This is a genomic window from Streptomyces sp. CS113 (genome assembly GCF_002188365.1).
In the GTDB taxonomy this organism is placed as follows: Bacteria; Actinomycetota; Actinomycetes; order Streptomycetales; family Streptomycetaceae; genus Streptomyces; species Streptomyces tendae.
In genome coordinates, this window is sequence record NZ_KZ195574.1 from 5825715 (window position 1) to 5848679 (window position 22965).

General features: G+C 72.0%; 21 protein-coding genes. 11 read left to right on the forward strand and 10 right to left on the reverse strand.

Features of this window, described 5'->3' with window-relative positions; translation table 11 throughout:
• Positions 1–32: 32 nt before the first annotated feature.
• The 8 genes from B9W62_RS26020 to B9W62_RS26055 all read right to left on the reverse strand — a co-directional run bounded on the left by B9W62_RS26020 (position 33) and on the right by B9W62_RS26055 (position 6614).
• Positions 33–389, reverse strand: coding sequence for a cytidine/deoxycytidylate deaminase family protein (locus B9W62_RS26020; RefSeq protein WP_087809425.1), 357 nt, complete (start codon positions 387–389; stop codon positions 33–35).
• Between the two features lie 75 nt (positions 390–464).
• A complete protein-coding gene (locus B9W62_RS26025) occupies positions 465–839 on the reverse strand; it encodes an MmcQ/YjbR family DNA-binding protein (protein WP_087809426.1) in 375 nt (124 codons plus the stop codon).
• Positions 836–2140: a hemolysin family protein gene (locus B9W62_RS26030; RefSeq protein ID WP_087809427.1), complete on the reverse strand. Its 1305-nt coding sequence runs from the start codon at positions 2138–2140 to the stop codon at positions 836–838. Before B9W62_RS26030 ends, B9W62_RS26025 begins: the two co-directional genes overlap by 4 nt.
• The gene (gene ybeY, locus B9W62_RS26035; RefSeq protein WP_087809428.1) at positions 2137–2634 is read right to left on the reverse strand and encodes an rRNA maturation RNase YbeY; all 498 of its coding nucleotides are present in this window, start codon (positions 2632–2634) and stop codon (positions 2137–2139) included. The genes B9W62_RS26030 and ybeY overlap by 4 nt, the downstream gene beginning before the upstream one ends.
• A 12-nt stretch (positions 2635–2646) precedes the next feature.
• The gene (locus B9W62_RS26040; RefSeq protein WP_087809429.1) at positions 2647–3726 is read right to left on the reverse strand and encodes a PhoH family protein; all 1080 of its coding nucleotides are present in this window, start codon (positions 3724–3726) and stop codon (positions 2647–2649) included.
• A 104-nt stretch (positions 3727–3830) separates the two neighbouring features.
• Positions 3831–5189 carry a GH1 family beta-glucosidase gene (locus B9W62_RS26045; RefSeq protein ID WP_087809430.1) on the reverse strand — a complete coding sequence of 453 codons (1359 nt, stop codon included), beginning with the start codon at positions 5187–5189 and terminating at the stop codon, positions 3831–3833.
• 66 nt (positions 5190–5255) lie between these two features.
• On the reverse strand, positions 5256–5522 hold the full coding sequence (locus B9W62_RS26050; protein ID WP_087809431.1) for a protealysin inhibitor emfourin: 267 nt from the start codon (positions 5520–5522) through the stop codon (positions 5256–5258).
• Between the two features lie 21 nt (positions 5523–5543).
• The gene (locus tag B9W62_RS26055) at positions 5544–6614 is read right to left on the reverse strand and encodes a M4 family metallopeptidase (protein ID WP_087809432.1); all 1071 of its coding nucleotides are present in this window, start codon (positions 6612–6614) and stop codon (positions 5544–5546) included.
• Positions 6615–6966: 352 nt separating this feature from the next.
• Here B9W62_RS26055 and leuA point away from each other — a divergent pair, with 352 nt between their 5' ends.
• Positions 6967–8688, forward strand: a complete 1722-nt coding sequence (gene leuA / locus B9W62_RS26065; protein ID WP_087809433.1) for a 2-isopropylmalate synthase — start codon at positions 6967–6969, stop codon at positions 8686–8688.
• Positions 8689–8871: 183 nt separating this feature from the next.
• Positions 8872–9567, forward strand: a complete 696-nt coding sequence (locus tag B9W62_RS26070; protein WP_087809434.1) for a TerB family tellurite resistance protein — start codon at positions 8872–8874, stop codon at positions 9565–9567.
• Here the strand turns inward: B9W62_RS26070 and B9W62_RS26075 are convergent.
• Entirely contained in the window at positions 9564–10121 is a 558-nt protein-coding gene (locus tag B9W62_RS26075; RefSeq protein ID WP_087809435.1) for a GNAT family N-acetyltransferase, read from the reverse strand. The two genes, B9W62_RS26070 and B9W62_RS26075, sit on opposite strands and share 4 nt — an antisense overlap.
• Before the next feature lie 252 nt (positions 10122–10373).
• Here B9W62_RS26075 and B9W62_RS26080 point away from each other — a divergent pair, with 252 nt between their 5' ends.
• From B9W62_RS26080 to B9W62_RS26120, 9 genes are all read left to right on the forward strand, one after another.
• Positions 10374–11150 carry an SCO2525 family SAM-dependent methyltransferase gene (locus B9W62_RS26080; protein WP_087809436.1) on the forward strand — a complete coding sequence of 259 codons (777 nt, stop codon included), beginning with the start codon at positions 10374–10376 and terminating at the stop codon, positions 11148–11150.
• Between the two features lie 83 nt (positions 11151–11233).
• Entirely contained in the window at positions 11234–13078 is a 1845-nt protein-coding gene (locus B9W62_RS26085) for an SCO2524 family protein (protein ID WP_087809437.1), read from the forward strand.
• A gap of 2 nt (positions 13079–13080) precedes the next feature.
• A complete protein-coding gene (locus B9W62_RS26090; RefSeq protein WP_087809438.1) occupies positions 13081–13998 on the forward strand; it encodes an SCO2523 family variant P-loop protein in 918 nt (305 codons plus the stop codon).
• Complete coding sequence (locus tag B9W62_RS26095; protein WP_179235674.1) at positions 13995–14960, forward strand: SCO2522 family protein; 966 nt, start codon at positions 13995–13997, stop codon at positions 14958–14960. The genes B9W62_RS26090 and B9W62_RS26095 overlap by 4 nt, the downstream gene beginning before the upstream one ends.
• A gap of 1 nt (position 14961) precedes the next feature.
• Positions 14962–15942: an SCO2521 family protein gene (locus tag B9W62_RS26100; protein ID WP_087809439.1), complete on the forward strand. Its 981-nt coding sequence runs from the start codon at positions 14962–14964 to the stop codon at positions 15940–15942.
• A 99-nt stretch (positions 15943–16041) separates the two neighbouring features.
• Entirely contained in the window at positions 16042–17175 is a 1134-nt protein-coding gene (locus tag B9W62_RS26105) for a hypothetical protein (RefSeq protein ID WP_087809440.1), read from the forward strand.
• Positions 17176–17322: 147 nt separating this feature from the next.
• On the forward strand, positions 17323–19401 hold the full coding sequence (locus tag B9W62_RS26110; RefSeq protein WP_087809441.1) for an MMPL family transporter: 2079 nt from the start codon (positions 17323–17325) through the stop codon (positions 19399–19401).
• Positions 19402–19519: 118 nt separating this feature from the next.
• A complete protein-coding gene (locus B9W62_RS26115) occupies positions 19520–20737 on the forward strand; it encodes a sensor histidine kinase (protein WP_179236118.1) in 1218 nt (405 codons plus the stop codon).
• Positions 20734–21429 (forward strand): response regulator transcription factor, encoded by a 696-nt coding sequence (locus B9W62_RS26120; protein ID WP_179235675.1) that lies wholly within the window; start codon positions 20734–20736, stop codon positions 21427–21429. The genes B9W62_RS26115 and B9W62_RS26120 overlap by 4 nt, the downstream gene beginning before the upstream one ends.
• On the opposite strand, the gene B9W62_RS26125 is transcribed toward B9W62_RS26120, so the two are convergent.
• Positions 21417–22916 carry an alpha/beta hydrolase gene (locus B9W62_RS26125; RefSeq protein WP_087809443.1) on the reverse strand — a complete coding sequence of 500 codons (1500 nt, stop codon included), beginning with the start codon at positions 22914–22916 and terminating at the stop codon, positions 21417–21419. The two genes, B9W62_RS26120 and B9W62_RS26125, sit on opposite strands and share 13 nt — an antisense overlap.
• Between the last annotated feature and the right edge of the window lie 49 nt (positions 22917–22965).

The following is a 22965-nucleotide window of genomic DNA, read 5'->3' on the forward strand; positions in this document are numbered from 1 at the left end:
ACCACCGTGGTCGTCCGCCGGGCCCGCGGCGGTCAGCCCGCGCTCACCGTGGCGCGGACCGTGCCGTCCGGCGCGGCCACCAGGACCGGCGTCCCCGCCCCGCCCAGGTCCCGTACCGCCGCCCGGTCCTCCTCCGACGCCGACTCAGCCTCCGTCACCACGGCCGCCGCCTCCAGCGACTTCGCGCCGGACGCCACCGCCATCGCCACCGCCGTACGCAGGGCGCTGAGCTTGAGGGAGTCCAGGTCGACGGTCCCGGCGACGTACGTGCGGCCGGTCTCGTCGCGTACGGCCGCGCCCTCGGGCACGCCGTTGCGGGCGCGGGCCGAGCGGGCGAGGGTGACGATCTTGCGGTCCTCGGGGTCGAGGCCGGGAGTCTCGGTGGTCATGGGGTGAGCATACGGAGCCCCGCCGGGTGCCGGACCGCTCACCCCGCCACCGGGTACATCGCCCCGCGCCGGCCCTCAGGGGCGGTCGAGACGGAGCCGTTCGGCACGCGGCAGTCCCGCGACGACGAGGTCGTACGAGTCCTCCACGAGCTCCCGGACGACACGGTCCGGGAGCCGTGCCGCGTCCGGCCCGGCGCCCACCGTCACCGTGTTCCAGTGCCGCTTGTTCATGTGCCACCCGGGAACGATCAGCCCCGGGTGGTCGGCGCGCAGCCGGAGCGCGTCGTCCGGATCGCACTTGAGGTTGACCGTGAGCGGCCGCCCGTCCAGGGAGGTGAGCGCGAACATCTTCCCCAGCACCTTGAAGACCGAGATCTCCGGACTGAAGGGGAAGTCCTCCACCGCCGCGTTGAAGGACAGGCAGAAGTCGCGCAGCTCCCCGGGGGTCATTCCGGCACCGCCTCCTCGGCCGGCTTCGCCGCGGTCACCGGCTCCACCAGCACCGTCACGATCTTGTTCCGGCGGCCGGCCGCGGCCTCCGCCGTCAGCCGCAGCTCCCGGCCGTCGGGCAGCTCGACGATCGACGAGGCCCCGGCGATCGGGACCCGGCCCAGCGCCTTGGCGAGCAGACCGCCCACCGTCTCCACGTCCTCGTCGTCGTACTCGTCCAGGCCGTACAGCTCGCCCAGGTCGCCGATGTCCAGGCGCGCGGTGACCCGGAAGCGGTCCCCGCCCAGCACCTCCACCGGCGGCAGCTCCCGGTCGTACTCGTCGGTGATCTCGCCGACGATCTCCTCCAGGATGTCCTCGATGGTGACGATGCCGGCCGTGCCGCCGTACTCGTCGATGACGACGGCGACGTGGTTGCGTTCCTTCTGCATCTCGCGCAGCAGGTCACCGGCGTTCTTGGTGTCCGGCACGAAGGACGCCGGGCGCATCGCGGTGGAGACCAGGTCGCTCTCCGCGTCCCGGCTGATGTGCGTCCTGCGGACCAGGTCCTTCAGGTAGACGATGCCGACGACGTCGTCCTCGCTGTCGCCGGTCACCGGTATCCGGGAGAAACCGGAGCGCAGGGCGAGGGTGAGGGCCTGCCGGATGGTCTTGTAGCGCTCGATGACGACGAGGTCGGTGCGCGGCACCATGACCTCCCGCACGAGGGTGTCGCCCAGCTCGAACACCGAGTGCACCATGCGGCGCTCCTCGGCCTCGATCAGGGACTCCTTCTCGGCGTAGTCCACCAGCGCCCGCAGCTCCGCCTCCGAGGCGAAGGGGCCGCGGCGGAAGCCCTTGCCGGGCGTGAGCGCGTTGCCGATGAGGATGAGCAGCGAGGGGATCGGGCCCATGATCCGGGCCAGCGGCAGCAGCACGTACGCCGCCGCGGTCGCCGTGTTCAGCGGGTGCTGGCGCCCGATGGTGCGCGGGGACACCCCGACGGCGACGTAGGAGACGAGCACCATCACCGCGATCGCGATGAGCAGGGCCTCGGTGGTGTGCGCGAACTCCCGCAGGCAGGCGTACGTGACCAGCGCGGCGGCCGCCATCTCGCAGGCGACGCGGACCAGCAGCGCCACGTTGAGGTAGCGCGTCGGGTCCGCGGCGACCTGGGCGAGCTTCTCGCCGCCCCGGCGCCCGGACCGCACCGCCTCCTCGGCGCGGAAGCTGGAGACCCTGGCGAGCCCCGCCTCCGCGCACGCGGCCAGCCAGGCGACCACCACCAGGGCGACGGCACCGGCGACGAGCGGGAGGCTCATGAGACCGTCGGGGCCGGGGAGGGGCCGGTCAGGCCCCGCTCCGCACGCCAGCCGTCCACGATCGCGGCCTGAAGACCGAACATCTCGGCCTTCTCGTCCGGCTCCTCGTGGTCGTACCCGAGCAGGTGCAGCACCCCGTGGACGGTCAGGAGCTGGAGCTCCTCGTCCATGGAGTGCTCCGTCGGCGCCTCGGCGCCCTGCTTGGCGGCCACCTCCGGGCAGAGCACGATGTCGCCGAGCAGCCCCTGCGGAGCCTCCTCCTCGTCCTTGGACGGCGGACGCAGCTCGTCCATCGGGAAGGACATCACGTCGGTGGGCCCCGGCAGGTCCATCCACTGGATGTGCAGCTGCTCCATGGCGCCGGCGTCCACGACGATCACCGAGAGCTCGGAGAGCGGGTGGATGCGCATCCGCGCGAGCGCATAGCGGGCGATGTCGAGGATCGCCTGCTCGTCGACCTCGGTTCCGGACTCGTTGTTGACGTCGATCGACATGGTCGTGCTGGTCTACTTCCCCTTGGCCTTGGCACCGTGTCTCGGTGTCCGGCCGCCGTTGTGGCCGCCGTTCTCGGTGCCGTTCCTGCTGTCGTACTGCTCGTAGGCGTCGACGATACGGCCCACCAGCTTGTGCCGGACGACGTCGTGCGACGTGAGCCGGGAGAAGTGGACGTCCTCGACGCCCTCCAGGATCTCCTGCACCTGCCGCAGACCCGACTTCGTGCCGCCCGGCAGGTCGACCTGGGTCACGTCACCCGTGATCACGATCTTCGACTCGAAGCCGAGCCGGGTGAGGAACATCTTCATCTGCTCGGGGCTGGTGTTCTGGGCCTCGTCCAGGATGATGAAGGCGTCGTTCAGCGTGCGGCCGCGCATGTACGCCAGCGGCGCGACCTCGATCGTGCCCGCCGCCATCAGCCGCGGGATCGAGTCGGGGTCGAGCATGTCGTGCAGCGCGTCGTACAGCGGGCGCAGATACGGGTCGATCTTCTCGTAGAGCGTGCCCGGCAGGAAGCCGAGCCGCTCACCGGCCTCGACCGCCGGGCGGGTCAGGATGATGCGGTTGACCTGCTTGGACTGGAGGGCCTGCACCGCCTTGGCCATCGCCAGGTAGGTCTTGCCGGTGCCCGCGGGGCCGATGCCGAAGACGATGGTGTGCTTGTCGATCGCGTCGACGTACCGCTTCTGGTTGAGCGTCTTGGGGCGGATCGTGCGGCCGCGCGAGGACAGGATGTTCTGCGTGAGCACCTCGGCCGGGGTCTCCTGGCCGTCGCTCTCCCCGTTCTCGCTCGCCTTGAGCATGGCGATCGAGCGTTCCACTGCGTCCTCCGTCATCGGCTGTCCGGTGCGCAGCACCAGCATCATCTCGTCGAACACGCGCTGTACGAGGGCGACCTCATGGGTGTCGCCGACGGCGCTGATCTCATTGCCCCGGACATGGATGTCGGCCGCCGGGAAGGCCTTCTCGATCACGCGCAGGAGGGAGTCTCCGGAGCCCAGTACGGTCACCATGGGGTGCTGGGCGGGGACGCTGATCCGTGCGCTCGCCTGCCCCTGCGCGGGGGTGTGGGCTGAGGGTGTCTGAGTCATGGGCCGGCGCTCTAGGCCTGCTCGTCCTCCTCTGCGGCGTCGCCGCGTGACGGGTGTGTCTGCTGCCTCCAGCGTACGACTCCCCGCCGACAGCACCGAGGGGTTTATCCGACCGGTACCCGCCGCTGCCCGCGGAGCAGATCCCGGAACCAGCCGTACGACGCCTTGGGCGTGCGCCGGAGCGTCTCGAAGTCCACGTGGACCAGTCCGAAGCGGCGGGCGTACCCCTCGGCCCACTCGAAATTGTCCAGGAGCGACCACACGAAGTAACCGCGCACGTCGACACCCGCCTCGATCGCCCGGTGCAGGGCGCGCACGTGCCCGTCGAGGTAGGTGATGCGGTCCCGGTCGTCGAGGCCCTCGTAGGAGCAGCCGTTCTCGGTGATCACGACCGGTGGGAGCCGGTCGCCGTAGCGGTCGCGGAAACCGGTGAGCAGCTCCGTCAGCCCCTCCGGGACCACGGGCCAGCCGAAGTCCGTGAGCGGCCTGCCGTCGATCTCGCGCACCGAGAAGGGCAGTTCGGCCGGGAGCGTCACCCCGCCGAACTCGATCTCCGCGCCCCGCGGGGCGCCCACCCGGGTCGGCGCGTAGTAGTTCACGCCGTACCAGTCCAGCGGCTCGGCGATGATCTCCAGGTCGGCCGCGACCCGTTCGGCGGAACCGGGCATGAGCTCGCCGATGCCCTCCGGGTACCGCCCGGTCAGGAGCGGGTCGGCGAACATCCGGTTCAGCAGGAGGTCGTAGAACTCCGCCGCCTCCCGGTCGGCCGGGTCGTCCGAGGCGGGCCAGGTTGGGCCGTGCGAGTTGGCGATCCCGACGTCCGTCGCGCCCGCCGCGCGCAGCGCCCGTACGGCCAGGCCGTGCGCCAGGAGCTGGTGGTGGGCGGCCGGGAGGGCGTCGAACAGCAGCTCGCGGCCGGGGGCGTGGATGCCCAGGGCGTGGCCGAGGAGGGTGTGCTCGGCGGGCTCGTTGAGGGTGATCCACTTGCCGACCCGGTCGCCGAGGCGCCCCGCGACGACCGACACGTACTGCGCGAACCGGGCGGCCGTGTCCCGCTCCAGCCAGTCCAGACCCGCCGGCAGGTCCCAGTGGAAGAGCGTCGGGACCGGGCGCACGCCCGCCGCGCACAGCTCGTCCACCAGGCGGTCGTAGAAGTCCAGGCCGCCGGGGGAGTCCACCCGGGGCCAGGAGACCGAGAAGCGGTAGGCGTCCACGCCGAGGTCCGCGAGCAGGGCCACGTCCTCGCGGTAGCGGTGGTAGTGGTCGCAGGCCACCGCCGCCGTCGAGCCGTCCTTCACCCGGCCGGGCTCGGCCGTGAAGGCGTCCCACACGGACGGCGCCCGCAGCCCGGCCGCGCCCTCGATCTGGTGCGCGGACGTGGACACGCCCCACAGGAAGCCGTCCGGGAACCGCGGCATCGGGTTGGACGGCATCGGGTTCGACGGCATCGCGTCAGTCGCCATGCGCGGATCATCCGTACCCCCGGTAACGGAAGTCAACGCCCGTGCGCGACAACCGACTCGGCCGGCCTACGCACCCTCCTTCAGCACCCGGGAGATCAGCGCGCGCTGCTCCTCCGTCAGCCGCGGGTCGGCGGCGTACACGGTCCTCCCGTCCACGGTGAGCTGGTAGCTGAACCCGTCCGGCACCCCGACCGGCGGGGTGGTCCGGCCGTCGGCGACCGCCCGTTCGGCCAGGGCGTGCCACTCGTCCGCGTCGGGGCGTCCCCCGGTCTCGACCTCCGCGTGGCGTTCGATGCCCGCGAAGCCTCCTGTGCGCCTCACCTGAATCCGCATGGACCCGTGTCTAGTACGGAACTACGGCGTCCGCACCCCGACCTGCTCCCAGGCCTTGCCGACCGCCTCCAGTTCGTCCCCGTCGCCGTAGCGCTCCCGGGCGGCCTTCAGCGTCAGCGCCGCGAAGTCCGCGAACAGCGCGTCCTCGGCCAGCTCGCCGCCGGTCAGCACGTCGTACCAGATCTGCCCGGCCCGCTCCCAGGCGTGCCCGCCGAGCGCGGTGGCGAGCAGGTAGAAGGCGTGATTGGGGATGCCGGAGTTGATGTGCACACCGCCGTTGTCGCGGCCGGTGCGCACGAAGTCGTCCATCGTCGCGGGCTGCGGGTCCTTGCCGAGCACGTCGTCGTCGTAGGCCGTGCCCGGCGCCTTCATGGAACGCAGCGCCTCGCCCGTGACGCGCGGGGTGAGCAGCCCGGCGCCGATCAGCCAGTCGGCGTCCGCGGCGGTCTGGCCGAGCGAGTACTGCTTGATGAGGGAGCCGAAGACGTCCGACACCGACTCGTTCAGGGCGCCGGGCTGGCCGTAGTAGGTCAGGTTGGCGGTGTGCTGGGTGACGCCGTGGGTCAGCTCGTGGCCGATCACGTCCAGGGCGATGGTGAAGTCGAGGAAGATCTCCCCGTCCCCGTCGCCGAAGACCATCTGCTCGCCGTTCCAGAAGGCGTTGTTGTACTCGCGGTCGTAGTGCACGGTCGCGTCCAGCGGCAGGCCCTGACCGTCGATGGAGTTGCGCCGGTACACCGTGAGGTAGTGCTCGAAGGTGGCGCCCAGACCCGCGTAGGCACGGTTGACGGTGGCGTCCTGGCCGGGCTCCTCGCCCTCGCCGCGCACCTCGCGGCCGGGCAGGTCGGTGCCGTGCCGGGCGTCGTAGATCGTGCGCTGCGGCTTCTCGGGCTCGGCACCCGCGCGCGGGGCCACCGAGGGCGCGCCGATGACCGTGGTCAGGCCGCGGCGGGTGCGCTCCAGGGCGTCGCGCTGGAGGGTGCGGCGGGCGGGCCCGGCCAGCACCGGGTCCGCGTTCCGGGCGAGCCGGTCGAGGACGTGGGGCGGGACGATGGTGCAGAAGACGGGCCGGAAGCCCCCGTATGTCGTCATGTCCGGCACTCTCGCACTGCGTGACCGCACTGTCACCACCCGCAACCACGATTGATGCACAGGGGCGCCAAGGTGTCCCCGCGGCCCGGCCGGGAGTGGTATACGGCACTTTTTGTCCCGCTTGCCCCCTCGGTCCCGCATACTGATACGGACCCGCGTGACCCGCGTGACTCGGCTAAGGTGCTGGGCATCATGCGATTCGGGCTGCTTCTCCTTAGCTGCCGCGGCGAGGGCCTGTAGAGGCCGACTCCCTCCCCGCGGAGCTTGGTGGTGCCGTCGGCCGTCCTTCCGGACACGCGGACGACGCGGACACCGCCGAGATCCGCGGACATCACGAGGAGCCCACGCCATCATGGCCAACCGCCAGCAGCCCAGCCCCATGCCGACCGGCAAGTACCGCGGCTACGACCAGGTCGGCATCGCCGACCGCACCTGGCCGGACCAGCGGATCACCACCGCTCCCCGCTGGCTCTCGACCGACCTGCGCGACGGCAACCAGGCCCTGATCGACCCCATGTCGCCGGTCCGCAAGCGCGCCATGTTCGACCTGCTGGTCAAGATGGGCTACAAGGAGATCGAGGTCGGCTTCCCGGCCTCCGGCCAGACCGACTTCGACTTCGTGCGCTCCATCATCGAGGAGCCCGGCGCCATCCCGGACGACGTCACCATCTCCGTACTGACCCAGGCCCGCGAGGACCTGATCGAGCGCACGGTGGAGTCCCTGAAGGGCGCCAAGCGGGCCACCGTCCACCTGTACAACGCGACCGCCCCGGTCTTCCGCCGGGTCGTCTTCCGCGCCTCGAGGGACGACATCAAGCAGATCGCGGTCGACGGCACCCGCCTGGTCATGGAGTACGCCGAGAAACTGCTGGGCCCCGAGACCGAGTTCGGCTACCAGTACAGCCCGGAGATCTTCACCGACACCGAGCTGGACTTCGCCCTGGAGGTCTGCGAGGCGGTGATGGACACCTACCAGCCCGGCCCCGGCCGCGAGATCATCCTCAACCTGCCCGCCACGGTGGAGCGTTCGACGCCGTCCACGCACGCCGACCGCTTCGAGTGGATGGGCCGCAACCTGTCCCGCCGCGAGCACGTCTGCCTGTCCGTCCACCCGCACAACGACCGCGGTACGGCGGTGGCGGCGGCCGAGCTGGCGCTGATGGCCGGCGCCGACCGCGTCGAGGGCTGCCTGTTCGGGCAGGGCGAGCGCACCGGCAACGTCGACCTGGTCACCCTGGGCATGAACCTGTTCTCCCAGGGCGTCGACCCGCAGATCGACTTCTCCGACATCGACGAGATCCGTCGCACGTGGGAGTACTGCAACCAGATGGAGGTCCACCCGCGCCACCCGTACGTGGGCGACCTGGTCTACACGTCCTTCTCCGGCTCCCACCAGGACGCCATCAAGAAGGGCTTCGACGCCATGGAGGCCGACGCCAAGGCCAAGGGCGTCACCGTCGACGACATCGAGTGGGCCGTGCCGTACCTGCCCATCGACCCCAAGGACGTCGGCCGCTCCTACGAGGCGGTCATCCGCGTCAACTCGCAGTCCGGCAAGGGCGGCATCGCCTACGTCCTGAAGAACGACCACAGCCTGGACCTGCCGCGCCGGATGCAGATCGAGTTCTCGAAGCTCATCCAGGCCAAGACCGACGCCGAGGGCGGCGAGATCACCCCGACCGCGATCTGGGACGTCTTCCAGGACGAGTACCTGCCCAACCCGGACAACCCCTGGGGCCGCATCCAGGTGGCCAACGGGCAGACCACCACCGACCGCGACGGCGTCGACACCCTCACCGTCGACGCCACGGTCGACGGTGCGGAGACCACCCTGGTCGGCACCGGCAACGGCCCGATCTCGGCGTTCTTCCACGCGCTCCAGGGCGTCGGCATCGACGTACGGCTGCTGGACTACCAGGAGCACACGATGAGCGAGGGGGCCTCCGCGCAGGCCGCCTCCTACATCGAGTGCGCCATCGGCGACAAGGTGCTGTGGGGCATCGGAATCGACGCGAACACCACGCGCGCCTCGCTGAAGGCCGTCGTCTCCGCCGTCAACCGCGCGACTCGCTGACCAGCCGAATCAGCGGTTTGAGGTCCCGCCCGCCGGAAACCGGTGGGCGGGACCCCGTCATATACCGGCCATATATCTGTGATGGTCACGGAAGGTCTCGTCCTGGGTACTGACTCCACGTCGGTGATGTGGCTAACATCACGCCAGCGCGACGATGCTGTCGCGCCGTTATGGAGGTGCGACGTGCTGCCTGGACGGGGACCGAACGGACGAGCTGCCCGGCTGCCACGCATCCTGGGCACCCGCACCGCGTGGACGCCCGTCGGCGACGGCGAGTTCTTCTGCCCCGGCTGCGGCGGCGACCGCAACTACGCGCGGCTCACCGGCCGCCGCCGCTTCACCCTGCTCGGTGTGCCCGTCCTGCCCCGCGGCGAGTCCGCGCCGACCGTCGAGTGCGCGGCCTGCCGCCGCCACTACGGCACCGACGTCCTCGACCACCCGACCACCACGCGCTTCTCCGCGATGCTCCGCGACGCCGTGCACACCGTCGCCCTGGCGGTCCTCACCGCGGGCGGCACCTGCTCCCGCACCTCGCTGGAGACCGCGACCGTCGCGGTGCGCGCGGCCGGCTTCGAGGACTGCACCGAGGACCAGCTGAACGCGCTGGTCGAGGCACTGGAGGCGGACACCGGCCGGGTCCGCGGCGAACCCTGCGTGCCGGGCCTGGCGATAGAACTGCACGAGGCGCTCGACCCGCTGGCACCGCACCTCGCCGCCGTCGGCCGCGAGTCGATCCTGCTCCAGGGTGCCCGCATCGCCCTGGCCGACGGCCCCTACACCCCCGCCGAGCGCGACGCCCTGGCCACCGTCGGCGCGGCCCTGACCCTCTGCTCCGACGACGTCGCCCGCCTCCTGGATTCGGCGGGCACGCGCTCCTAGGGCAGGCCCTGGTCCGGCGCGAGATCCAGGCGCATGATCTGGCGGTGCATGCCCGGTCCGAAGTAGTCCGGACGCAGGCCGCCGTCGGGCTCCTCGGGGCGGAAGCCCAGGGAGCGGTAGAGGAAGATGGCGGCGAGGTTGGCGGGCTCCACGGTGAGGCGGACCACCTGTATGCCGTCCCGGCGCAACCGGCTCAGCACCTCCCTCATCAGCTCCCGGCCCAGCCCGTGGCGGCGCCGGTCCAGGGTCACGCACAGCCCGAGTATCCAGCTGTCCGTGCCGAGCGTCCGGGTGGCCGCCAGCACGTAGCCGCGCAGCCGGCCCGTGCCGTCGTCGAGGACGAGGAAGTGCTCCTCGTACATGTCGAAGAGCTGGCGCAGCAGGAACCCGGGATAGGCGAAATCCTGGAAGACCTCCTCGTCCAGCCGCCGCAGTTCCGGCAGGTCGGACTCCCGTGCCGTGCGCAGGTCCAGTGGCAGGTCGTCCGGTGGCAGGCCGGGGCGGGTGAGCTGGTCGTGGTGGTCGAGGGAACGTTCCAGCGGTTCGGCGGTCATGCAACCCCCTGATCAGACTGCGTCAACTCGTGGGCATCCGGGCCGCACACGGTCGAGTGAAGGACTCATGTGGCGGCCAGTGTCTGCTTCTGGCTAGAGTGAGCGTCCAACTTCCCGCATGCAAGGGCGAGTTCGGGTGTGCGACCATGCGCCCGACGTGCGCCGGGCGGAAGAGGATGGCGTATTCCCCCACTGTTCCGTAGTGGTCGGGTCACTTACTGTGAACGGTAGTGGGGGTTTGTCCAAAATCGAATGGAACGTGGCAGGGTGACGACTATGGATCGCAACGCCGACGCGCCTTGGTCGAAGTTCGATCCAGAGGTGTACGTCGACAACAACTACCGGACGCCACTCGAAGTGGACCTGCTGATCGTCCGGTTGATGCGCGACTACTTCACCCGCTGCTTCGAGGGAGCCCCCCCGCGCTCCGCGCGCGGCATCGACGTCGGCGCCGGGGCCAACCTGTACCCGGCCCTGTCCATGCTCCCCTGGTGCGAGAAGCTGCTCCTGCTGGAATACGCCCGCCCGAACGTCGAATACCTGGAGAAGCAGGTCTCCCCGGCCGGGTACGACATCGCCTGGGACCCCTTCTGGGACGAGCTGCGCAAGGTTCCCGCCTACGCCGCGGTGGAGCCCAGGCCACGGGTCGGCGAGATCGTCCGCGTGGAGCGCGGCAACCTGTTCGACCTGGAGGGCGGGGACCGGCGCTGGTCCCTGGGGACCATGTTCTTCGTCGCCGACTCCATGTCCGAGGCGCCCGAGGAGTTCCACCGGGGCGTGCGCTGCTTCATGAACGCCCTCGACCAGGGCGCGCCGTTCGCCGCCGCCTTCATGAAGGAGTCCGTCGGCTACCGCGTCGGCGCCCACGACTACCCGGCCTACCGGGTGAACGAGGAAACGGTCCGACTGAGCCTGGAGTCGTTCACCGGGGAGCTGGAGATCCACGATCTGCACCACTCGGTGCGGCCGGGGCACGAAGGCATGCTCCTCGCCCTGGGACGGCGCAATTCGGCGATTGCCGCCCCGTAGGAACGGGGACATGCTCAACGGGGACCATCGCGACGGGGACGTGCCGAACACCGGGCAACGAGTTCTGTACGAGGGGTGCGGGGATGCAGATCAAGCCACGGCAGCACCTGCTGGACATCTGGCAGGCCATGGCCCGTCATTCGTTCGACGACGGGAAGCTCGTCCGGGGGGACACCGACGGACTGAGCAGCGTCGCCGACGCCGAACGCCTGCTCTGCCTGCTGTATCCGGCCACCGAGGTCCCCGCCTTCCGGCTCGACCAGCCGGACACCACCGAACGTGACGTCCTGCGCGCCCTCGACCGGGTCGGCAGCCGGCTGGAGATCCCGCCCAACCTGATCGCCGCGCTGACCCAGTTCATGCGCACCCACACCGGCACGGACGACAGCCCCACCTTCTCCGGCGGCCACTACTTCCGGCCCTCCGAGTCCGGCGGCACGGTCAGCCACGAACAGCGCCAGCTGGGCGTGGTCGACTCCTACTCCATGTCCGTCACGCTCTGCCTGGCGACCCTCGGCTTCCTCAAGGTCTACGAGGGCACCACCACCCGGCCCGAGGTCCTCAGGGCCATCGCCGAGCTGCGGGAGGCCACCAACGCCCGGCTGACCTCCGCGATGGTCAGCCTGCTGCGGTCCTTCTCCGTGAACGTCTTCGACGCCGAGTCGGAGCAGGGCAAGCGGCTGATCCAGGTCATCGGCCAGGGCGGGCAGTCCGACCGGATCGTCCTCCAGCAGTTCTCCCGCCGGTTACGCCCGCTGCGCGCCACCATCATCGAGAGCCTCTCCCGGGGCATCCAGGTCGACGAGGGCATCCGCGACGAGAGCCAGCTCTTCGAGTGCGGCTGGGCCTGGGGCATCGTCAAGGACGCCCCGAAGATCACCGACCTGACCGTCGACGTCCCCGGCCAGCCCGACGGCATCGCCGACCGGCTGCCCTACGTGTACTTCACCGTCGTCGCCCTCGACGGCATCCAGGACCTCTTCTCCGACCGCACCCTCACCCTCGGCCTGCTCGACGAGGACCAGCAGAAACTCGCCGAGATGCTGCGCCTGCGCTGGGAGCTGAGCCAGCAGTACTGGTCCGCGATCGCCCGCTTCGGCGGCGAGCGCTGGCCCCTGGAGGACCTGCCCTGGCAGACCACCGGCCTGCGCCTGGAGTCCGAGTACTTCTCGCTGACCGTCGCGGCCATCCTCGTCCACGACCTGGTCCGCCGGAAGGCCACCGACGACGACCTCACCCGCACCGTCGCCATCATGGAGCGCCTCGCCGACCGGGGCCGGGTCACCAGCCGCATGACCAAGAACGACCCGACCCTGCTGCTGCACACCCCCGGCGTCACCATGCCGCTCGCCGGATCCGAACGCGCCGGCGGCCAACTCCTGTGGCGGATGACCGACTTCTCCGCCCAGCTCCTCAAGCGGATCATCCAGCTCGCCGAACTCTCCCGGAACATCGGCGCCCAGGACCGCCTGCTCCGCCTCGCCGAGCAGTCCTTCGAGCACCTGTGGAAGCGGCGCATCGACGAGGAGGAGGGCGCCGGCCTCTGGGACAACATCCAGGCCGTCTACCCCGAGGCCCAGGACGCCGGACTGCGCATGTCCTGGAGCATCACCGAGCGCGTCACCGAGTGCCTCGTCGCCGCCCGCATCCTGTACGAGCAGGAGCCCATCCGCAGCCCCGACCTGGCCGAACTGGCCCGGGAACTGCTCAGCGAGGCCACCCACCTGTTCGGCAAGGAGCAGCTGGAGGCACCCGCCGCCGCCGACGGCAGCAGAGCCAGGGCCATGCGAAGTATCGAGAGCCGCCTCGACCACGCCCGCGGCATGGTGGACGAACGGCCCGCGACCGCGTTCGCCCTGGCCCTGCCCGTGCTCCAGGAACTCGACACCCTGGCCCAGGCCAGGGGCGCCGCCGCCCAGGAGGTGTGAGCGTGCTGGTCTTCGCCGCCTCCGACAAGGGAGGCACGGGACGCTCGGTGACCAGTGCCAACCTGGCCTACCAGCGCGCACTCACCGGTGACCACGTCGCCTACGTCGACTTCGACTTCGGCTCGCCCACCGCCGCCGCCGTCTTCGACGTGCCCGGCGCCATGCGCGGCACCGAGGAACACGGCCTGCACTCCTACCTGGAGGGCGAGACCGCCGAACCGGTCCGCATCGACGTCTGGCGGCAGACCGAGCACCCCCTGCTGCGCGCCCGCCCCAACCAGTCCGGCCGCCTGGTGCTGTTCCCGGGCGACGCGGGCGGCGGCGAGTTCGCCACCGGCGAGGAGGCCCTGGAGCGCTGCGTCGACCTGCTGCTCAAGCTCAACAACGAGTTCGACGTCACCTTCGTCGACCTCAGCGCCGGCCGCAGCTACGCCGTGGACATGGTCCTCGACGCCACCGCCCATCCCCGGATGCGCAACATCCCCTTCCGCTGGCTGGTCTTCCACCGCTGGACCCGCCAGCACGTCATCGCCGCCTCCGGACTCGTGCACGCCGAGCACGGCATCATCGGCGGCGGTGTCGAGCGCGGTCACGACGAGGACGACCTGCGCGCCGCGATCCGCTTCGTGCGGGCCGCCGTGCCCGACCCCGAGTCGCCCCTGTGGGCCCAGGGTTCGACCGCCCAGGCCACCTGGATGCAGGCGTGCGACGAGGCGCTGCGCCGGCTCGCCGCCGAACAGCGCATCGGCGACAGCGTCGTCCTCGGCATCGTGCCGCTGGAACCCATCCTCCAGTGGCAGGAGCAGCTCATCACCGAGGAAGACGTCCTCTCCACCCAGATAGCGAACAAGGAGACCCTGGAGGCGCTGGAGGAGATCGCCCGGCGCCTGACGGACGACACCCACTGGGGGCGGCTGTGACGGAGCCCGTGTTCCGCGAGACCGCCGCCGAGCCGCGCACCCAGTCGGTGCCGCTGGCCCACCTCTCCGTGGAGCTGGGCCACCTCTACATGGAGGACTTCGAGGCCGGACCCGAACGGCTGCGCGCGCACTTCGCCGAAGTACGGCCCTGGGTGGAGGCGGCCCGCACCGCCGCCACCGCCCGGGCCGGCGGCAAACGGCCCCGGATCAGCACCTGCTTCCTCATCGACGACTACTTCACCCGCTTCTCCACCCCCGCCGAGGTGGTCCCCATGCTCCTCGCGGAGGCGGAGCGGGCCGGACTGACCGTCGACTACCTGGCCCGCGAGTCCGGCTGCGCCGTCACCGGCAAGGTGCCCGTCGCCGAGGCGGTCGCCGCCCGCATCGTCGAGTCGCCGCCGCCCGGCAGCTACGGCCTGCGGCCGCCGGCCGCGCAGACCGGCTGGCTCGCCAACGGCGAACGCAGCCCCGTCGCCCGCGCCCCGCAGGCCATGAAGCGGGCCGTGGTCTGGCAGCCCCCGCACGAGACCGCCGCCCGCCGCCACTCCGTCTTCCTCGACGTCGAGCTGTGGAGCGACGACGCCGACGGGCAGCGCCTGTGGTCCTGCCCCTTCCTCGCCGCCGTGTGGCAGCTCGCCCGCCTCGGACTCCTGCGCAGCGAGGGCGAGGCGGTCCTCGCCCCCCAGCCGCACACCGCCGGCGGCTTCCCCGACACGTGGGACGAGCTGCCCACCCTGCTGAGGCTCAACGAGCGCGCGGACCCCTTCGCCGCCTACCGCACCTGCTCCGTCCTGCCCACCCGGTTCCTGCCCGTCGAGCACGCCGTCCGCGTGATCCTCGACCAGATCGAGGTCGACCCGGGTGCACTGGCGCAGGTCGCCGACCGCTCCGGGAAGGAACGCATGGCCGTCCCCGACTCGGTCGCCGACCGCATCTCCTACGTGTACTACTCGGGGCCCTGACATGGCGCCGCGGCAGAGCACCCCGCCCGCCGTCCTCGCCTGCGGCGAGATCCGCACCTGTCTGCTGCCCGCCCGGCAGGCCCTCGACATCCGTTCCGCCGCCCAGCTCCTCGGCCTGCGCGCCGACGAACGCGTCCTGCTCTCCGAGCGCCCCGGCCTCTACGCGCGTTCCCCCGAGACCCTCACCGGCGTCGACTGCCCGCTGCCCAGCGCCAACGGCGCCCGCGTCCGCGCCGTCGGCACCGTCACCGCGCACGCCGCGCTCACCGAGGGCCGTGTGCTCCAGACCTCCGCGCACTGCCGCCTGCCCGGCACCGGCCCCGACCAGCGGCGGCCCTGGGGCGAGTACCTGGTGCGGCCCGGAGTCGTCGAACCGCTCGGCAAGCTCCCGCACGAGGCGGTCGCCCAGGGCGTCCTCGGCGGCCCCCGCCACGGCGACCTCGACGTCGGACTCATCGCCGACGGCCTGCTCACCCGGGTGCTGCGCCACCCCCTGCTGGACCAGCGCCCGCCGTTCCGCTCCCGGCCCACCCGGCTGCGCTGGGCGGCGCTGCCCGCCGCCCCCGGCGAGGGCCCCTCGCTGGAACGGTTCACCCTCGCCGAGGACGAACTGCGCACCGTACGCCTGCGCGTGCCCGAGGACACCACCGGCGCCGAACTGGCCGCGCTCTGCGACGACCTCGCCCTGCACGACTGGCTGCTCACCACCGTCGTCCGCATGCTCGACGGCCTCCGTCTCGGCGCCTCGGCCGCCCAGGACGCCGGCACGGTCGTGCGGACGCTGCGCCCGGCCGTCGACCATCTGCTGCACCTGTGGATGCCCGGCGCCCGGGTCGGCCGCGAACTGGCCGCGCTGTGGGACCCGCTGGAGGAGCGCCCCGGCTTCACCCGGCAGTGGCAGGCCCTGGTGCAGCGCATCCGCGACCAGCTCACCCTGCACGCCATTCCCGCAGCCCACCGGGAGGTGGAACCGGCTCCCTGACCGCGGCCCGCCGTCCGGCACGCGCAGCACCGCACGCCCGTCACCGCACGCACATCCCCGCACGATCCGACGCGTATCCCAACGGGGGGAGAGAGCGAGATGAGCACGGCACCGTCACCCCGACCCGACGACACGCCCCGCACGACCAACCCGATCGACCCGAGGGGGGAGTCCCCCTGGGCCCGCATGCTGCTGGTCGCCCTGGTCGTCGGCGGCCTCTTCTGGAGCGTCGCGGCCCTCCTCGACCCGGACGATGGCACCGTGCGGCAGTTCGTGGCCGCCGTGCTGTGCGCCGCCGCCGCGCTGGCCGTCCAGTACGTCCTCGGCCTGGCCCCGCGCCCGGCACCGGACCGGCCGGCGGAGCACACCCGGCTGGACGAGCACACCCGCCGGGTGGAGGACGCCCTCGCCGAGAACACCGCCGCCGTACGCGACGGACTCCGCCGGTACGACACCGAGCTGAAGTCGGGCCTGACCCGGCACACCGAGGACGTCAAGCAACTCGTCGAGACGCACGTCAGCCAGGTCGACCACCGGACCGCCGAGGCCGCCCGCACACTGGACCCGGTCCGCATCGACAGCGTGCCCGACCTGGCCAAGGGCTTCGCCGACGTCCTGCTGCCCAGCCCCTCCATCCTGCACACGTTCGTGCACATGGAGATGTCCCGGGTGGTCGGCCACATGGCGGACCTCACCAACCTGAGCGCCGAGTGCCCCGGCGAGAACCACGACTGGATGCTCACCCTCACCAAGGCCGCCGAGCACTCCATCCTCGCCACCAGCACCTCCGTCGACCGGCAGTTCTGGAACAGCGAGCCCGCCGGGCGCTACCTCGACGCCCAGCAGGCGGCCATCGACGAACAGGGCGTCGCGGTACGCCGCCTGTTCCTGCTGGAGAGCGCCCGCGAACTGGACGACCGGCTGCTGCGGCTGTGCGAGGAGCAGGAACTGCGCCGCATCGACGTCCGCGCCGCGGTCCTGCCGGAACTGCCCCCGCACCTCCAGCGCGGCACCACCAACGACTTCATCCTCTACGACGAGGAGGTGTCGTTCGAGATCGAGCAGGACCTGCGGGACGTCAACGTGCGCACCCGGCTCACCGCGCGCCAGGACTACGTACGGGACCGGCTCAAGCGCTTCAGGGAACTCTGGGACGCGGGCATGGGCCTGCGCGAACTGGAGGTGCGCGTCGACGACGAGGAGGACGGCAACTGGATGGTCGACCGGGCCTGAGGGCCGCCGTACTCCCCGGGGAGTAACGACGGCCCCACGTCTCCCCGGGCAGTAGCCCGAGGCTCGCCCTTACGCCCGACGCGCCGGCACCCCGCCGCCGGAAGTCTGGAGACACACCCAGACACCCACCGGAGGGAGGCCCGCCAGATGGGGGCCACAACGACAGGAGCGGGGCGGCGGCGGGCCGTGCCCTGGCTGGTGCTCGCACTGTGGATCGCCGTGCTGGCGATCGCCTCGCCGTTCGCGGCGAAACTCGGCGACGTGCAGCGCGACCGGGCCGTCGACTACCTGCCCGCGAGCGCCGACTCGACGCAGGTCGCCAAGATCCAGGAGCGGCTGCCGGGCGGCGAGGCCACCGAGATGGTCCTCGTCTACCACCGCGACACCGGCCTGACCGCCGCCGACCGGGAGACCGCCGCCGGGCAGGTCGCCGAGATCGCCGCCGCGCACGAACTCACCGGCCGCCCGCAGGGCATCCCGTCCAAGGACGGCACCACCCTCATGTACCCGGTGGCCTCCACCGAGCCCGGCACGGACGAGAAGGCCCGCGACGCACTCGTCAACGACGTACGGGACATCGCCCGAGGGGGCGACGGGCTCGGCGTCGAGGTCGGCGGCTCCGGCGCGCTCGCCACCGACGCCTCCGAGGTCTACAACTCCCTCGACGGCCCCCTGCTCTACACCACCGCGGCCGTGGTCGCGCTCCTGCTGATCCTCATCTACCGCAGCCCCTTCCTGTGGCTCGTCCCGCTCGCCGTCGCCGGACTCGCCGACTACCTCTCCATGGGCGTCGCCTACGGCCTCAACCAGACCTTCGGCACCGCCGTCTCCGGCCAGAGCAGCGGCATCATGACGATCCTCGTCTTCGGCGTCGGCACCGACTACGCGCTGCTGCTGGTCTCCCGCTACCGCGAGGAACTGCGCCGCATCGAGCGGCCGTACGACGCGATGCTCGCCGCCCTGCGCGGCTGCGGGCCCGCCGTGCTCGCCTCCTCCGGCACCGTCGCCGCCGGCCTCCTGTGCCTGCTCGCCGCCGACCTCAACTCCAGCCGCGGCATGGGGCCGCTCGGCACCGTCGGCGTGCTGTGCGCGCTGGCCGCCATGCTGACCCTGCTGCCCGCGCTGCTGGTGCTGCTGGGCCGCCGGGTCTTCTGGCCGCTGGTGCCCCGCTACGGCAGCACGCCCAAGGCCCGCCGCTCGCTGTTCACCGCGATGGGCGGCTCCGCCGAACGCCGGCCCCGCACCGTCCTGGTGGGCGGCGCCGTCCTGCTCGGCGCACTCGCGCTGGGCACCTTCGCCCTGTCCGGCAACCTCAAGCAGGAGGACTCCTTCACCACCCGCCCCGACGCGATCGCCGCGATGGAGACCCTCGCCGACGCCTACCCGGAATCCGGCACCCAGCCGATCAGTGTCATCAGCCCCACCGGCCGCGCCGAGGCCGCGCTCACCGAGATCCGCGCGACCAAGGGCGTCGAGAGCGCCGAGGCCGGGCGCAGCGGCGGCGGCTGGACCGAGCTGACCGTCCTGGCCACCGCACCGCCCCAGTCGGCCGCCGAGACCGCCACCATCGAGGCCCTGCGCGACAAGCTCGACGGCTCCTACGTCGGCGGCCCCAGTGCCCAGCAGATCGACCTGGAGGACACCAACGCCCGGGACACCGTCATCGTCGTACCGATCGTGCTCCTGTCGGTCCTGCTGATCCTCACGGTGCTGCTGCGCTCGCTGGTCGCGCCGCTGATCCTGGTCGCCGCCGTCGTCGCCGTGTGGGGAGCGGCCCTCGGCATCGGCGGCCTCGTCTTCGAGCCCCTCTTCGGCTTCGAGGGCACCGACCCCGGGCTCGGCCTGCTCTCCTTCGTCTTCCTGGTCGCCCTCGGCGTCGACTACGGCATCTTCCTGATGCACCGGATGCGCGAGGAGTCCCTGAACGGCGCCCAGCCCACCGAGGCCGCCCTGTCCGCGCTGCGCACCACGGGCGGCGTCATCGCCTCGGCCGGGCTGGTCCTCGCGGCCACCTTCGCCGTGCTCACCAGCATGCCGATGGTGCAGCTGGTCGAGCTGGGCTTCGTCATCGCGGTCGGTGTCCTGCTCGACACCTTCCTCGTCCGCACCTACCTGGTCACCAGCGCCAGTGTCGCGCTGCGGCGCCGGGTGTGGTGGCCGGGGCGGCTGTCCCGGGAGCCCGGCCGTTCCGCGCCGGACGACGCGCGGGAGCCCGTCGGTGTCTGAGGTGCCCGGCCACCGGAACGCGCCCCTCCCCTCCCGGAGGGGCGCGTCCGTCGCGGAGTATGGACGCGTGCAGGCACCCACCGAGGCAAGGTCCCGTCCCCGGATCGGCGAGCGGATCATGGCGGTCATCAACCGTGATCCCCTCACCGCCGCCCACGGCACCCGCAACGACGCCGTACTGGCCGCGGTGCTCCTCGGCGTCGCCGTCTGCCTGGCGCTGTTCACCGACGAGGGCCGCCGCCCGGACGCGCTCGGCTGGACGCTGCTGGCCGCCGCGCACCTCCCGATCGTGTGGCGGCGGCGCCACCCGCTGCTGGTCCTCGCCGCGCTGGTGGCCCTGGTCGCGCCCTACCACGCGCTGGACAACAACCACGCCGCCGTGGGCCCCGCCTCCTACGTGGCGCTCTACACGCTGGCCGTCACCGGCCGCCCCCTGCGCACCATCCTGACCGGCATCGCGGTCCTCACCGTCTCGGTGAGCATCATGCTCACCGTCAACACCCACCAGGCCCTCGAACTGATCCGCATCTCCGGCTGGGTCATCGCCATCCTCTTCTGCGGCATCGACGTCCGCTACTACCGCCAGTACGTCGCCTCCATCGTGGAACGCGCCGAACGCGCCGAACGCACCCGCGAGGAGGAGGCCCGGCGGCGCGTCGCCGAGGAGCGCCTGCGGGTCGCCCGGGACCTGCACGACCTGCTGGCGCACAGCATCACCCTCATCGGGGTGCAGACCTCGGTCGCCGCCCACGTGCTGACCGCCGACCCCGAACGCCTGGACCGGGCGGCCGTCGCCGAGGCGCTCGACGACATCGCCGAGACCTGCCGCTCGGCGCGCGGCGAACTGCGCACCACCCTCGAAGTGCTCAGGGCGCAGGACGCCGCCGCCGTCCCCGACGCCCGCGGCCCGCTGCCCGGACTGCGCGGCCTGTCCGACCTGGCGGAGAGCGCCCGGCTCGCCGGAGCGCACGTGGACCTGTCGGTGGACGCCGACGAGGTACCGCCCGCGGTCGGCGCCGCCGTCTACCGCATCACGCAGGAGGCGCTGACCAACGTCGTGCGGCACGCGGGGCCACAACCGTCCGTCCTCGTCGAGGTGCACGCCGGGCCGGGCGTCCTGCGCCTGTCCGTCACCGACGACGGCACCGGACCCGACCCGGCGGGCACCCCCGGCTTCGGCCTCGTCGGCATGCGGGAGCGGGCCCGCAGCGTCGGTGGCACACTCGACGCCGGACCGCGCGAGGACACCGACGGCTTCGAGGTGACGGCCGTACTGCCCACGCCCGCCGCGTCCCTGACGACGACCACGACGATCACCTCGGAGAAGACCGGATGACGATACGCGTGCTGCTGGCGGACGACCAGAACCTCGTCCGGGCGGCGTTCGCCCTGCTGGTGGCGTCGGCCCCCGACATGGAGGTGGTCGGCGAGGCCGGCACCGGCCGCGAGGCCGTGGAGCTGGCCCGCGCCCGGCGCGCCGACCTGGTCGTCATGGACGTACGCATGCCCGACCTGGACGGCATCGAGGCGACCCGGCTGATCGCCGCCGACGAGGACCTCGCCGGGGTCCGCGTGCTGGTCCTCACCACCTACGACACCGACGAGAACATCGTCGAGGCGCTCCACGCGGGCGCCTCCGGATTCCTGGTCAAGGACACGAAGCCGGCCGAACTCCTGGACGCCATCCGCACGGTGACGGCGGGCGACGCCCTTCTCTCACCCGGCCCGACGGCCCGCCTGATCGAGCGCTTCCTGCGCAGCCCGTCGGCCCTCCACCCGCCCGGATCGGGCCCCGACTGCCTGTCGGAGCGGGAACGCCAGGTCCTCACCCTGGTGGCCCGGGGCCTCAACAACACGGAGATCGCCGAGGCCCTGGGCCTGAGCCCGCTCACCGCGAAGACCCACGTCAGCCGCATCATGGGCAAGCTGGAAGCACGGGACCGGGCCCAACTCGTGATCGTGGCCTACGAGTCGGGCCTGGTGACGCCGGGCGCGGGTCAGCCGCAGCAGACGTCTCAGTCGCAGTAGACGTCCGAGCCCGGCCGCTGCCCGGTCGCCAGGAAGCGGGAGACCGTGGCGTCCCCGCAGGCGTTGCCGTTGGCCAGGTAGGCGTCGTGGCCGGTGGAGTCCACGGTCACCATGACGGCGCGGCGACCGAGGGCCTCGCGCATCCGCAGCGCGCCGGCGAGCGGGGTGTTGACGTCCCGCTCGTTCTGCACGAGCAGTACGTTGGACGGCCCCCGGTCGGTGATCCGCACCGGTGCCTCACGCGGCGGGTACGGCCAGGCCGCGCAGAGCATCGCGTTGCGGGGCATCCCGGCGGTGAGCGGGTACTTGGCGCGGCTCTCGGCGACGTCCTTCTCGTATCCGGCCTGGCCCTTGGGCCATGCCACGTCGTTGCAGAGCACCCCGGCGCCCACGGCGGCGACGTTCTGGAGCACGGCCTCGGGCGGCGCCTGGGGCGCGGGCGGCACGGTGCCCTCGGCCGCGGCCCGCATCAGCCGGGCGAGCGTCGGGTAGCGGCTGGGGGCGGCGAAGCTGTCCAGCATGGTCTGGCGCAGCACGTTGCCGTTCAGCTCCTCGGGATTGGCGCCGGGCCACGGGATCGGCTCCCGGTCGAGCCGGGCGGCGAGCCGCAGGAACAGCGGCCGCACGTCGGCGGCCCGGTCCGCCACACGGTCCGGGTTGCCGGGCTGCGACGCCCACGCGGCGAAGTGCGGGAAGGTGTCCTCGACGCCCCGCTCGTGCGCCGCGAGCCAGGCACGGTTGACCAGAGCCGGGTCCGGGTTGTCGACGCTGTCCAGCACGATCCGGTCGGTGCGGTGCGGGAACAACTGCGCGTACACGGACCCGACGTACGTCCCGTACGACACTCCCCACGCCGAGATCCTCCGCTCGCCGAGCGCGGCCCGGAGACGGTCGATGTCGCGGGCCTCGTTGGCGGTGCTGAGGTGTTTGATCAGCTCGCCGCCGTTGCGCGCACAGGCGTCGGCCATTCGCCGGGCGGTGGTCATGTTCCCGTCCACCGAACCGTCGGGGGCGGGCCAGGGGCGCAGCCTGGAGGTGGCTAGGTCGCCGTACTCCAGCCCGCAGTCGGCGGGAGTGGACGGCGCGAGGCCGCGCGGTGCGAACCCGATGAGGTCGTGGGTGTCGCGGACATCCTGGGGGAGCTTCCGCCCCTTCCCCGACGGGTCGTTGAGGCTCGACCCGCCCGGCCCGCCGGCGATGAGCAGCAGGGCCCCGCGCCGGGCGTCCGGCTTCTCGGCGGGGATGCGGGAGACGGCCATCTCGATACGGGGGCCGTCGGGATCGGCGTAGTCCATCGGCACGTCGAGGGTGGCGCACTCCTGCCGGGGGTCGAGCCCCGTGCCCTCGCAGGCGGACCAGGTGAGGGCATCGGGTGTGCTCCCGGCCGCCGCGGAGGCGGTCACCGGCGCGGTGACGCCGAGGAGGGCGGTGGACACGCCGACGATGGCGGCGTTGCGGATGCTTCTGCTTCGCTTGCGCTGCGTCATGCGAGGAGCCTCGCGGAAGCCCGGGCGGCACCACATCCGGGCAACATCC